Source organism: Streptomyces phytophilus (genome assembly GCF_013870535.1).
Classification (GTDB): domain Bacteria; phylum Actinomycetota; class Actinomycetes; order Streptomycetales; family Streptomycetaceae; genus Streptomyces; species Streptomyces phytophilus.
On record NZ_JACBXC010000080.1, the window covers coordinates 1 to 11,704 of the forward strand.

The 11,704-nt window shown below is 69.4% G+C and carries 14 protein-coding genes; 8 read left to right on the forward strand and 6 right to left on the reverse strand.

The features are described 5' to 3' along the window. Window positions 1–24 precede the first annotated feature (24 nt). The 3 genes from H5J30_RS07310 to H5J30_RS36520 all read right to left on the reverse strand — a co-directional run bounded on the left by H5J30_RS07310 (window position 25) and on the right by H5J30_RS36520 (window position 1,602). Window positions 25–273: an acyl carrier protein gene (locus H5J30_RS07310; RefSeq protein ID WP_027745931.1), complete on the reverse strand. Its 249-nt coding sequence runs from the start codon at window positions 271–273 to the stop codon at window positions 25–27. Window positions 274–334: 61 nt separating this feature from the next. After that, window positions 335–1,351, reverse strand: a complete 1,017-nt coding sequence (locus H5J30_RS07315) for a beta-ketoacyl-ACP synthase III (protein ID WP_258563163.1) — start codon at window positions 1,349–1,351, stop codon at window positions 335–337. Window positions 1,352–1,404: 53 nt separating this feature from the next. Next, on the reverse strand, window positions 1,405–1,602 hold the full coding sequence (locus tag H5J30_RS36520) for a hypothetical protein (protein ID WP_258563164.1): 198 nt from the start codon (window positions 1,600–1,602) through the stop codon (window positions 1,405–1,407). 1,501 nt (window positions 1,603–3,103) lie between these two features. Here H5J30_RS36520 and H5J30_RS07320 point away from each other — a divergent pair. From H5J30_RS07320 to H5J30_RS07350, 7 genes are all read left to right on the forward strand, one after another. Then, the gene (locus H5J30_RS07320; protein ID WP_309505459.1) at window positions 3,104–3,802 is read left to right on the forward strand and encodes an AAA family ATPase; all 699 of its coding nucleotides are present in this window, start codon (window positions 3,104–3,106) and stop codon (window positions 3,800–3,802) included. A gap of 78 nt (window positions 3,803–3,880) precedes the next feature. Further along, a complete protein-coding gene (locus tag H5J30_RS07325) occupies window positions 3,881–4,459 on the forward strand; it encodes a flavodoxin family protein (protein WP_181786342.1) in 579 nt (192 codons plus the stop codon). A gap of 32 nt (window positions 4,460–4,491) precedes the next feature. Next, entirely contained in the window at window positions 4,492–4,917 is a 426-nt protein-coding gene (locus H5J30_RS07330; RefSeq protein ID WP_181786343.1) for a nuclear transport factor 2 family protein, read from the forward strand. Window positions 4,918–4,979: 62 nt separating this feature from the next. Next, window positions 4,980–5,990: an AvrD family protein gene (locus tag H5J30_RS07335; protein WP_181786344.1), complete on the forward strand. Its 1,011-nt coding sequence runs from the start codon at window positions 4,980–4,982 to the stop codon at window positions 5,988–5,990. Next, window positions 5,987–6,997 (forward strand): beta-ketoacyl-ACP synthase III, encoded by a 1,011-nt coding sequence (locus tag H5J30_RS07340; RefSeq protein WP_181786345.1) that lies wholly within the window; start codon window positions 5,987–5,989, stop codon window positions 6,995–6,997. The genes H5J30_RS07335 and H5J30_RS07340 overlap by 4 nt, the downstream gene beginning before the upstream one ends. A gap of 27 nt (window positions 6,998–7,024) precedes the next feature. After that, window positions 7,025–7,273, forward strand: a complete 249-nt coding sequence (locus H5J30_RS07345) for an acyl carrier protein (RefSeq protein ID WP_181786346.1) — start codon at window positions 7,025–7,027, stop codon at window positions 7,271–7,273. Between the two features lie 20 nt (window positions 7,274–7,293). Next, window positions 7,294–8,175: an aromatic prenyltransferase gene (locus H5J30_RS07350; protein ID WP_181786347.1), complete on the forward strand. Its 882-nt coding sequence runs from the start codon at window positions 7,294–7,296 to the stop codon at window positions 8,173–8,175. Between the two features lie 21 nt (window positions 8,176–8,196). On the opposite strand, the gene H5J30_RS07355 is transcribed toward H5J30_RS07350, so the two are convergent. From H5J30_RS07355 to H5J30_RS07365, 3 genes are all read right to left on the reverse strand, one after another. Continuing rightward, window positions 8,197–9,726: an MFS transporter gene (locus H5J30_RS07355; RefSeq protein ID WP_181786348.1), complete on the reverse strand. Its 1,530-nt coding sequence runs from the start codon at window positions 9,724–9,726 to the stop codon at window positions 8,197–8,199. A 34-nt stretch (window positions 9,727–9,760) separates the two neighbouring features. Then, window positions 9,761–10,576, reverse strand: coding sequence for a nuclear transport factor 2 family protein (locus H5J30_RS07360; protein WP_181786349.1), 816 nt, complete (start codon window positions 10,574–10,576; stop codon window positions 9,761–9,763). A gap of 316 nt (window positions 10,577–10,892) precedes the next feature. After that, a complete protein-coding gene (locus H5J30_RS07365; RefSeq protein ID WP_258563165.1) occupies window positions 10,893–11,255 on the reverse strand; it encodes a hypothetical protein in 363 nt (120 codons plus the stop codon). Here H5J30_RS07365 and H5J30_RS07370 point away from each other — a divergent pair. Next, complete coding sequence (locus H5J30_RS07370; protein ID WP_181786350.1) at window positions 11,236–11,415, forward strand: hypothetical protein; 180 nt, start codon at window positions 11,236–11,238, stop codon at window positions 11,413–11,415. The two genes, H5J30_RS07365 and H5J30_RS07370, sit on opposite strands and share 20 nt — an antisense overlap. Window positions 11,416–11,704: the final 289 nt, after the last annotated feature.

Here is an 11,704-nt window from a genome sequence, read left to right on the forward strand (position 1 = left end):
GGGGCGGGGACCGCTTGAGGGCTGTCAGACCGGCACCCCTTTCGACTTCAGCAACTCGACGGTGCGCGCGATGTTCCCGGCCTCCTGGATTTCCTCGTGCGAGATGTCCGTGTCGAAACGCCGGCTCAAGTCCACGGCGAGTTCCACGAGCACCAGGGAGTCGAATTCCATGACTTCGTACGGCGTCTCGGCGGTGGTTCCCGCCGGGGCGCCGAATTCGGTGGTGAGAAGAGCCAGCAGTTCTTCGGCCGGTTGCCTTGTCGACGACGTCACAGGTTGACTCCGTTCCGTGCTTGCTTGCTTTCCTTACGTGTGGAGTGCCGCGATCCCGTGTTCATACCGCGGCGATTTCCGGCCAGGTGAGTGCGATCGATCCCCACGAAAGTCCGCCGCCGAACGCGGCCAGGACGACGCGGTCTCCGGCCGTCAGTTCGCCCGCCGCGACGGCGTCGGTGAGGGCGAGTGGAATCGAGGCGGCAGAGGTGTTTCCGACGCGGTCGATGTTGAGTACGAGGCGTTCCACGGGGAATTGCAGTCTGCGCGCCAGGGAGGTGAGGATGCGGATGTTCGCCTGGTGGCCGACGAGCCGGTCCACGTCGCCGGCCGCCCAGCCGACGCGCCCGAGCAGCGAGGTCACCGAGTCCGCCATGCGGGTGACCGCGTGGGCGAATACCTTCTCGCCCTGCATCGTCAGAGTGTGCGCCGCCGGGTCGCGTACGGGCCCGGCGGCGGCCTCCCTCGAACCGCCGCCGGGCACGTACGCGAGGTCGAAGCCGGAGCCGTCGGAGCCGAGGTCGGTGGCGAGCAGCACGCCCGGGGCGGCGGCGTCCGGCACGGCGGTGAGCACGGCCGCGCCGGCGCCGTCGCCGAAGATCACCGCGGTGGTGCGGTCGCCGGTGTCCAGCAGGCTGGACATCGTCTCCGCGCCGATCACCAGCACGCGGCGCGCCTGCCCCGCGCTGATCTGCGCCGCGGCGGTCGCCAGCGCATAGACGAAGCCGGAGCAGGCGGCGCCCATGTCGTACGCGGCGATGGGACCCAGCCCCAGCCGGGCGGCGACCCGCGGCGCGGTGGCCGGGCAGGGGTGGTCGGGGGTGGTGGTGGCCAGGACCAGGACATCGACCGCGCCGGGTTCGGGCGCCAGGCCCGCCGACTTCAGCGCGCGGTGGCCCGCCTCCACCGCCAGGTCACCGGTGGCCTGCCCCGGAGTGGCCCAGCGGCGGGTGCGGATCCCGGTCCTGGTGGCGATCCACTCGTCGGAGGTGTCGAGGGTGCGGCTGAGGTCGTCGTTGGTCACCTGCCGGGGCGGCAGATGGGCGCCCAGCCCGATGAGCGCGGCGTGCTGCGTCATGTGAATCCCCTTCGAAGGGCGCGGTGTCGACTCGGGGGCCGCATGGGCGGCGGTCAGGGCAGCAGGTACGTGACGTTGCAGGCCAGCCGCATGCCGGCGAAGGTGCTGGTCAGTCGTCCGACGCGCCAGGTGCCGCGCTCGGTCACCAGCTTCACCGGCCGGCCGAGCACCACCCGCAGCCGGCCGTCGCCGTGCGCCGGCCCGTCGGCGGCCGTGGGCCGCTCGTCGAGGGCGATCGCGGTGGTACGCATCCAGAGCGTGTGGGAGGCGCTCCCTGCCCGCCCTCACGGACAGGGAGCGGACCGCGAACGGCGCGTCGGAGGGCAGGTCGCGGCTGTGCGCGACGAGCAGGCCGGCCAGGACGTTGGTGACGCGTTTGAAGCCCTCACCGAGGAATCGCTCGCGCCGGTCTCCCAGAATGTCGTCCACGGAGCCTGCGTACAGCTCCGGTGCTGTTTGCGCGATGAATTGCATAAGCGGGATCTCCCCCGTGCTGACGCATCTTCCGGTGACAAACAGTCCCGTATCGGCGTGGGGTGCGCCGGGCCCTCTGCGCCGACTGCGACTCAGGCTGAGATAACGTTATCTCTGGAACTCCACCGTAGCCGACCCCCCTTACCGGCGGCGAGGAAGAATCCACCGGGAGGCCGTTTCTGCCAATATATTGCTACCGCGGACCACCCGCGTTCCCGCCGTGTCCGAGTAGTACGGTGAACCGGTCCGCGTACGACCGAGACCCGGTATTCCGGCCGGTTCGCCCGAACCGCCCGGGACCGACCGAACCGAGGACTTTGCAGCGATGAAGATTGCCATATCCGGCACCTACTCCGCCGGTAAGACGTCGACCGTGACGGCCAGGGGCTCTGCGTGATCGCGGGTTGAGTGGGATCGCTCGGTGATGGGCCCTCATGTCCGCTTGGTGCTGGGCCGGATGCAGGTGCAGGCACGGGCTCGGTGATCATGTGAGTGTCGAGTTCACGTGACCACAGCCGAAGACCTGTGCCTGCCGTCTCACCTTCTCCCATGCCATCGGGCCCGGGGCAACCGGCCCGCACCGAAGCACCGCAGCCGCTGCCCGACGCGGTCTGCCTGGCCCGCTGCCGCGGCGAGCGGGCTGGCCGGTGCGAGGTCGCTGACCGCGGTCACCGAGTGGATCGCGGACGCGCCCCGCCGGGTCCTGACCACCCGACCACGCCGGCACCGTGCTCGGGCAACGCCGGATCGACGACAAGGGCAACGAGATCCCCGCCTTCATCCCGCTGCTGACCGGCATCGACCTCACGAACACGGTGATCACAGCGGATGCGGCCCACCCCCAGCCTGATCAACCGGACAGATCGACTACACGCAAAGCCCTTGACCTCCGAGGGCCCCGCAGAACCCCACAGTTGGCGTGATCTGCGTCACAGACGGGCGCGCTTGGCGTGCGCTGGGGAACGTGTCACTATTGCGGCGGACCTCCCCTGCCCAAAAGCTGGTCCACCTCGGGGAATTGAGCGCCGAGCCCTCCGCCCCGCACCGACAGGAGCGGATGCGCATCAGGCGTGTGGCGCTGCCCCATGTACGGCAACGGCCGAGTGCCTGCCTGCATACACCTGTATCCCCCCAGGCCGTCTGACCGCGAGGAAGCTCGCGTGACCGGCCGCGCGCGGACTCCTTTTCGCATGTCCTCAGTGACTGTCGCCCATGAGGCGGCGTCTTGCGGCCGGCAAGGTGCTGTCTCGGAGCTGGAGACCCCCTATGAAGATTTCCGTGTCCGGGACGTATTCCTCGGGCAAGACCTCGACGGTAATGGCGTTGTCGCACTACACCGGCATGCCGCGCTCGCTGGCCCGCACGATTCGGGAGATCATGCCGCAGGCACTGCCGGGGGTGAGGCTGGCGGACGTGACGCCGGCGCAGTTCCTCCAGTTGACCATGCGCCGCCATACCGGGCGTGCCGTGCAAGAGGCCCTGCTCGGGAACGACTTCATCTCTGATGGATCCTCCCTGCAGGAGTGGCTGTACGGGGAGGGGAGGCTGCGGTACGGCATGAACCCCAACGCCACCGCCGCGGGCGGGAGCGGCCTCGCGGCCACGACCGAGGAGGAGATGGTCTTCTTCGGCAGGGTCGTCGAGCAATACGGCCAGGTCTTCAAGCAGCACGTCAAGGCCACCTACGACGCGTATGTCCACCTGCGCCACGAGCTGCCGATCACGGCCGACGGGCACCGGCCGATGAACAACGAGTTCCGCACGACCATCGACACGATGCTGCTCGCCACGCTGGAGGAGCTCCAGATCCCGTACCACGTGGTCAGCGGCTCCATGGCGGAGCGGCTGGAGACCATCGCCGGGATCTTCGGGTGGACGCCCGTGATGGGCACGGCCGAGGCCATCGAGCTGGCCCGGCAGGAGTACGACCGTCAGGACTTCCGTATGGAGCACGAGCGGGCCGCGGCCCGCTCGTGAATCGCCCCTGCGCCCGTACGTGAACGGGTGCGGCCGCGCACCCTGAGAGGAGAACAATCAATGGTAGATACACCCAAAATGGCCATTGCCTACCACTCCGGCAACGGCCATACCGAGGTGCTCGCGCAGTCCGTCCAGGCCGGTGCCAAGAGTGCGGGCGCCGAGGTGTCCATGGTGACGGTCGAGGCCATGGACGATGCCAAGTGGGCGGTCCTGGACGAGGCCGACGCGATCGTCTTCGGGTCGCCCACCTACATGGGATCGGCGTCGGGGCAGTTCCACAGCTTCGCCCAGACGACCAACAAACGCTGGGGGCGGCAGGCGTGGAAGGACAAGCTGGGGTCGGGGTTCACGATCAGTGCCTGCAAGGCGGGCGACAAGGACACCACCCTGGGCTACTTCGCGACCCTGGGCGCCCAGCACGGGATGATCTGGGTCAGCCTGGGACTGCTGCCCGGCTGGCACCTCAGCCATGAGAGCGAGGACGACCTGAACCGCCTGGGCTACTTCAACGGTGCCGCCGGCACCCTGCTGGGCGACCTGCCCGCGGAGGACGTGCACAAGGCGGACATCGCCACGGCCGAGTACCTGGGCGGGCGCGTCACCCAGATGACGGCGATCCACCTGGCGGGGCGCGCCGCCCTGGCCGCCCGGTAAGCCCAAGTCCTATCTCACGTAAGAGAGTTGACATGACGACAGTGCAGCAGCGGACGGCCACCGGGGCGATCGTGGACTTGTTCTTCGAGAGGTTCGCGTCGGGCGATCTGCCCGGTCTGCTCAAGTTGTTCGCCGGCCGGGTGGACTTCCGGGTGGCGGGAAGCCCGGACGTGCCCTGGACGGGCACCCGCTCCACCAAAGAGGAGATCTCCGCGTTCTTCGAGGTCTTCCCCGAGGTGCTCACCGAGCCGCAGGGCTTTGTCCTGCATGCCCGCCTCATCGACGGGCAGCACGCGGTGGTCCTGGCCGAGTCCGCCTTCGGCGTCCTGGCCACCAAGAAGACCTTCACCCATGCCTATGCGCTGCACTTCACCGTCGTCGACGGAAAGATCACGCGCTACCACATGTACGAAGACAGCTACGCCATCGCCGAGGCATTCACCCCCCTGACGCGGTGAGCGCCGGCCACTCCCGCCGCCGAGCGCGCAGGAGTGGTTCTTCGACGGGAACAGGAGCGCTTGTGCCATCCCTGGAATTCGCGTCCATCGACGACTTCCTCGGCCCGCGCGACAGCCGATTCCTCGGCGAAGGATTCAAACGGGTCGAACACTCGCTGACCGATCTCACGATATCGCCGGGCGCCGCAGGCGCCGCGGGCATCGAGGCCATGGCCCATCTCGCCATGCCCGACGCCTGGTCCCGCAAAGGCGAGCACCAGCAGAAGCCCCATCTCAGCTCCATCGACGTCATGCTCTTCGCCGCCCAGCTCACCGGCCTGTACGCGGCTCATACGTACGCGCTCGGCCCCGGCGCCCGCTTCGAGGTGCGGTCCGTCGACATGAAGGCCGGTTCGAGCCCGGACGAGGAGGGCCTGGAGAAGTTCCCGGTGAACGGCCGGCTCGTCACCGCCGAGACCGGCGGCGAGACGTGGTCGACCACCCTGGACTGCCGCGTCGGCTCGCTGTCGGCACGGGTGCACACGGTGCACGGCGCGGGTCACCGCGCGAGCGGCACCCGCAGGACGTACCACCTGGCGCAGGAGCTGCCCGGCCCTTGGAACGACCGGCCCTACGGCGTCCCGTGCGGTGCGCGGCAGCAGTTGGTCACCGGGGTGAACGTCACGGGCGACGGCGAGGAGAGCCTTCAGGCGTCCGCTCGGGTCGCGCTGATCCCGGACGGGGCGGAGGCCGTCCGGGACGATGCGCGGGCCACCATGCTCGACGCCTTCCTCGTCGCCATGCAGCTCGGTCAGGTCCTGCTCTACACGCTGGACGGTCTCGACCGGGCCGACAGCAACAACCTCTGGATGCGGCGCGCCAGCATCACGGCCGGCACGAGCGCGCCGCCGGTCCCGGGCGACGACGCGGTGACGGCCCGGCTCAAGCAGGCCCGGGTGCTGCCCTCTGCGTCCGGCACCTGGCGGTCCGCCGAGCTGAGCGGCGCCCTGCACGGCATACGGGCCCGGGCGTCCGTCGTGCATCTACTCGGCTCATCGCCGGAGCACGGCGTTCGGGGAGGTGAGGGGCGATGAGCAGGCCCGCCGCCGTCCTCACCGGGCTGGGCGCCTATGTGCCGCCTCGGACGGTGCCCAACGAAGAACTCTCCCGCCGGATGGACACCAGTGACGAATGGATCGTCCAGCGCACCGGCATCAGCCAGCGGCACTGGGCCGATCCCGGCGTCGCCACCAGCGACCTCGCCGTCGAGGCGGGTCACCGGGCACTGAAGTCGGCGGTGTCCGGCGGCTTCGGCGACATCGACATGGTGGTCGTGGCCACCACGACCCCCGACCAGCAGTGCCCCGCCACCGCCCCGGACGTCGCCGCCAGGCTCGACCTCGGCACGGTCGCCGCCCTGGACGTGGCGGCCGGCTGCACGGGGTTCGTCTACGCGCTCGCCACCGCGTCCGCCGCCCTGGTGGCCGGGTACGCCGAGCGCGCCCTCGTCGTCGGTGCGGAGACCTTCCACCCCTTCCTCAACCCCGCCGACCGCGGCACGGCGGTGATCTTCGGCGACGGCGCCGGCGCCGTGACGCTGCGCCGCGGCACCAGCGACGAGGCCGGCGCGGTACAGACGGTGGACCTGGGCTCGGACGGCACTCTCAAGGACCTGGTCGGCATCCCGGGCAACGGCTCCCGGCCCCGCTCCACCCGTCCGATGCAGCCGGACGACCAGTACCTCTACATGCACGGCAAGGAGATCTTCGCGCACGCGGTCAACCGGATGGCACAGTCTTCGTCGGCCGTACTCGCCAAGGCCGGCTGGGACGTTGACGAAGTCGACCATGTGGTGGGCCACCAGGCGAACCTGCGCATCCTGCATGCGCTGGCCAGAGAGCTGGGCGTGGACAGGGAACGCCTGGTCTGCCATATCGACCAGGTGGGCAACACCTCGGCCGCCTCCATTCCGCTGGCGCTGGCGGATGCCGCCGCAAAGGGCCATTTCCAGCTCCATGACCGGCTGCTCCTGACCGCCTTCGGGGCCGGCCTGGCATGGGGTTCTGCCGCGATCACCTGGCCGGAGATCACCCTCGCCTGACCGTCGTCCTTTTGGAGAGGAAGCGCCATGACGAGCCACATTTCCGTTCAGCCGGAAGCCGTGCTCGACGTTCTCACGACCCACTTCGACGTTCCCGCCGGCACGGCAGCCGACACCGACTTCCAGAGCCTCGACCTGGATTCCCTGGTCCTGATCGAGCTGGCTGTGATCCTGACGAGAAAGTACGGCGTCGAGGTGGACGGCAAGGAACTGGCCGCCGCCGGGACCGCCGCCAAGGCCGCCGCACTGGTGTCCGAGAAGACCGCGCACAGCTAAGCCGTAAAAGGAGGACGCACATGTCCGCACAAGCCGACATCGAAACGGTCCACTCGGCCATCGAGAAGGCCGCCGGCCTGCTGAACCTGACCTGTTCGCCCGGCACGGTCCGGCCGATCCTGGAAGCGTTCGGGCCATTCGAGGGCGGGGTCATCTTCAGCGCGTCGGCCGGCGAGGGCCACGCGGGAGATCTCGACCTCACCATCCAGGTGCCCCGGGCGATAGACGATCCCTATACCCATGCGCTGACGCACGGATTCGTCCCGCACACCGACCATCCCGTCAGTACCCTGTTCTCCGACCTCAAGGAGCACGTCTCCGTCGACGAATGCCTCATCGACTTCGGGGTCATCGCCGGATTCAACAAGATCTACGTGCACTTCCCCCGTGACCTGCAGGGGGTGGCACAGCTCGCCGCCCTCCCCTCCATGCCGCGCGCGCTGGCCGACAACGCCGAATTCTTCGCCCGGCACGGCCTGGACAACGTCGCGATGCTCTCGATCGACTACCACAAGCGGACCATCAACCCGTTCTTCACGTTCCCGAACGGCCTTGAGGCCAAGACCATTTCGTCGCTCCTGCACGAGTTCGGGGTGCAGGAGCCGGACGAAGAACTGGTGGAATCCTCCCGCAAGATCTTCAGGGCCTACCCCACCCTCGGCTGGGAATCCTCGAAGATCGACCGCATCAGCTTCGCCCGCAGCCTGGACCTGCCGACCATCCGGCCCCGGGTGGCGCCGGAGATCGTGCGGTTCGTGACGGGCACGCCGTACACCTACGACGGCGAGCGGTTCAGCATCTCGATCGTCAAATGGTCGCCCGACGACACGTGGTTCAACGTCGGTTCCTACTTCCAGTTCGGCCCGCTCCAGCGGGCAGTACTGGGCAAGGTCCTCAGATGAATGCCGTGCCGTAGGCCGCGGTCACCGGTTGGGGGCGGGGTCGACAACCTCCTCGTCGGTGGCCGCCTCTGCTGCTTCGGCGAGCGGGTCGCGGGTTTCGGCGCTCACCTTTTCCAGCAGCGCCAGGATGGCCACGGCGGCGGCGATGAGTACGGCGGCACCGATGCGGAAGGCCAGTGCGTATCCGTCGGTCTGGGCCACTTGCGGGGACGTGCCGTCTTCGATGTGGTCGGTGACGTAGCGGAAGGCGATGGGGACCAGGGTGGCCAGGCCGAGGGCCGCGCCGGTCTGCTGCATGGCGGTCTGGACGCCGGAGGCCAGGCCGGAGTCCTGGCCGGTGACGCCGTGCAGTGCTCCGTTGATCAGGGCGGGGAAGGCGAGGCCGTTGAAGAAGCCGAACAGGATCAGACCGGGCATGAAGCCGCTGGTGAAGGTGGCGTCGGCGGCGAAGCCGGCGGCGGCGAGGAGGAGGGCCGCGGCACCGCCGAAGAAGGCGGTGGCCATCACCGCTTTCACGCCGATGCGGGGCATGAGCACGGTGGAGGCGCCCGCGCCGACGACCGCCATGATGGTCAGGGGGATGTAGGCGAGGCCCGTCTTCATCGGGGAGTAGTCGTGGACCTGCTGGACGTACAGGGTGAACAGGAACATGTAGGTGAAGAACGCCGCGAAGATGGCGACGCTGACCACGTTGGTGGTCACGCGGGTGCGGTTGGCGAAGAACCGCAGGGGGATCATCGGATCCGCGGTGCGGGCCTCCCAGACGACCATGAAAACCAGCAGGGCCAGGCCGCCGAGCAGCGGCAGTAGTACGTCGCCCGAGCCCCAGGAGTGTTCGGCGGCCTGGAGCAGGCCGAAGACCACTGCGGCCAGACCGCCGGTGGCGGAGAGCGCCCCGACCGTATCCAGGCGGCGGCTCTTGCCGGTCATGCGGCTCTCGGCCATCACGCGCGGCACCAGGATCAGCGCGATGACCGCGATGGGGATGTTCACGAAGAAGATCCAGCGCCAGTTGATCAGGTCGGTGACCGCGCCGCCGACGACCGAGCCGACCGCCCCGGCCACCGCCGACAGGCCGCCCCAGATGCCCAGGGCCTTCATCCGTTCGGTGCGGTCGGGGAAGAGCACGGGGATCAGGCCGAGTGCCGCGGGCCCGGCCAGGGCCTCGCCCAGGCCCTGGACGAAGCGGCTGGCGACGAGCATCCCGGAGTTGGCCGCGGCACCGCAGGCGGCCGAGGCCACGCCGAAGACCAGCACGCCGGCCATGAACATGCGCCGGCGGCCGAACAGGTCGGCCAGGCGCCCGCCCAGCAGCAGGAACCCGCCGGCCACCAGGACGTAGGCGTTGACCACCCAGGCCAGACCCTCGGGGGAGAAGTCCAGGCTGGACTGGATATCGGGGAGGGCGACATTCACAATCGTGATATCCATGACAAGCATGAACTGCATGGCCGCCACCACGGCCAGCGCCAGCCACCGCCGCGGATCCCCGCCGGCCGGCCCGCCGGCCCCGCCCGACCCGCCTCGTAAGTCTTTGTCCACGGAACTCATTGCCTTGCGTCTCCTCTGAGTGATCTGTTGCCGCTCACCGCGGCTGCGGGCCGGGCAGCGCGTCGACGACGTCCTGGAAGCGGCGTGGGTCGAAGTAGTCGTGGCACGCGCTTATCAGCCCGTCCCGGAAGCGGAAGAGGGCGATGTTCTCGCCGGCGTATGCCGAACCGCCGCGGAGCGTTGCGCGGACCTTGTACTGCACGCAGACCGTATCGGAGCCCACCGCCGGGTGCACACCCGTCAGCTCGGTCTCGGCCTTCTCGTACACCGCGAACAGCCGCCGGTAGGCCGCGGCGATCTCGCTCCTGCCCTCGATCAGGGACGCAAGCCCCTGCGGCGCGTACGGCATGGTGAGCGTCCCGTGCTCGTGCCACAGCTCGCCCCACGCCTGGAAGTCCCTCTCCTGCTCCTGCAACAGCTCGAAGAAGCGGCGCACCGCCCCGGCCCGGGCGGAGAAGACCGTCAGGAACGCGGCGGTGTCCACGTGCTCCGAGAACTCCGCGATCCGGCCCTCCTCAAGGCGGAAGAGCGAGGCCCCCCGGTTGCGGTAGGTGCCACCGGCGAGCAGATCGACCTCCATCGTCCAGGTGGCCAGCACCTTCTGCGGGTCCGCCATCGGCTCGGCGTCCCACGTCAGCCGCACCTCGCCGAACAACGCGAAGAACCCGCCAAGCCCGGCCACGATGACATCGCGCCCGGCAAACTCACCAGGCACACCGTCCGGGGTGGTCGGCACCCGGTACACCGCATCCGCCGTCCAGAGTTCCGCGAACGCGTCGATGTCCTTGGCCCGCAGGGCACGGTAGAAGTCATCCACGACACGAAGGCCGTGGCGGTGCTGCTCGGTCATGAGGCGATGTGCTCCTTACCGGTGGAGAATGGCGGGGTTTCCCGCGGTGCATCCCTGGTCCGCTGGCCCATGGCCAGGTAGAGCGGGTCCGGAGAGCCGTGAGGGTACGGCCGAGGACTTCGGGCGACGGCGGGCGCATTGATCCGTGCGCGGCATCAAGATACCGCCCGGCTACTCGCGTTCCGCTCAAGTGCCCCGTGGGTACCGAATCGAGTGAGAGCCGAGCCGCAGCGCATCCGCCGCACCATCAGCGAGGTCGTGCCCGACTCACGGGCGAGCGCGAGTGAAGGCACCGGCGTCCGAGCCCGCGTAGGCGCTATGCGGCAATCGCTACGGTCGCCTTGGCGAGGACCGGGGTGCGCGTGCGGCGGGTGTCGGTGAAGACCACCGCGCGGAGTATCGCGAAGCGGCCTATGCCCGCGAGGGCCGACGCGGAGAGGTAGACGGCCTGCTCGGCGGCGACCGAGGGGTTCGGCTGCGCCGCGTGGAGAGCCAGGAGGGCGACGGTGGTGAAGGCGTCGCACACGGCGACCGTCAGCGCCGACTGCAGGTGTACGCGCCAACCGCCGCGCCCCCTGCGGAACGACACCCGGCCGTGCAGCTCGGTGGCCAGCACCGTCGAGACCACGGTGATCAGCGCGTTGGCGACCACCATCGGCATGGCCCCGTCGAGCAGCACGAGCGCAGCGCTGGAGACCTGGGCGGAGAAGCACGGCGCGGCGGTGATCGAGGCGCTCGACGGGCACGGGCCACTCGACGGGGCCGGGGCACTCGACGGGGCCGGCGGTTCCGGCGACGCCCCCGGGGCCGGCGAAGCCACGGTCCGCCGCTCCGCCTGACCCCCGCTCCCCTGCTCTGCCGGCGCTCCTCCCTCAGCCCTCGGGCGCCCTTCCCGCCGCCCCCGCCGCCCTGTTCGCGGCGGGCGGCGGCTGCTGCCGTTCGCTGCACGACTCTTGAGCTGTCCGACCCGTCGATCTAGGATTTTCGACAAGTCCTGATTGAAACGTTTCAATCATCGGGCGCCGGACACGCCATCCTCAAGCAAGGGACGTGCGATGAGCCACGAGCGCGAGACGAACAACGGAAGTGCATGGAACCGGCGGGCCTTTCTGCGCACCTCCGCCGCCG

Excerpts from the sequence above, each read along its gene's own strand:
- H5J30_RS07345 (WP_181786346.1), top strand. The coding sequence starts at position 7,025 with ATGACGAGCCACATTTCCGTTCAGCCGGAAGCCGTGCTCGACGTTCTC.
- H5J30_RS07360 (WP_181786349.1), bottom strand. The coding sequence starts at position 10,576 with ATGACCGAGCAGCACCGCCACGGCCTTCGTGTCGTGGATGACTTCTAC.
- H5J30_RS07355 (WP_181786348.1), bottom strand. The coding sequence starts at position 9,726 with ATGAGTTCCGTGGACAAAGACTTACGAGGCGGGTCGGGCGGGGCCGGC.
- H5J30_RS07350 (WP_181786347.1), top strand. The coding sequence starts at position 7,294 with ATGTCCGCACAAGCCGACATCGAAACGGTCCACTCGGCCATCGAGAAG.
- H5J30_RS07340 (WP_181786345.1), top strand. The coding sequence starts at position 5,987 with ATGAGCAGGCCCGCCGCCGTCCTCACCGGGCTGGGCGCCTATGTGCCG.
- H5J30_RS36520 (WP_258563164.1), bottom strand. The coding sequence starts at position 1,602 with ATGCGTACCACCGCGATCGCCCTCGACGAGCGGCCCACGGCCGCCGAC.
- H5J30_RS07330 (WP_181786343.1), top strand. The coding sequence starts at position 4,492 with ATGACGACAGTGCAGCAGCGGACGGCCACCGGGGCGATCGTGGACTTG.
- H5J30_RS07370 (WP_181786350.1), top strand. The coding sequence starts at position 11,236 with ATGGCCCCGTCGAGCAGCACGAGCGCAGCGCTGGAGACCTGGGCGGAG.
- H5J30_RS07315 (WP_258563163.1), bottom strand. The coding sequence starts at position 1,351 with ATGACGCAGCACGCCGCGCTCATCGGGCTGGGCGCCCATCTGCCGCCC.
- H5J30_RS07325 (WP_181786342.1), top strand. The coding sequence starts at position 3,881 with ATGGCCATTGCCTACCACTCCGGCAACGGCCATACCGAGGTGCTCGCG.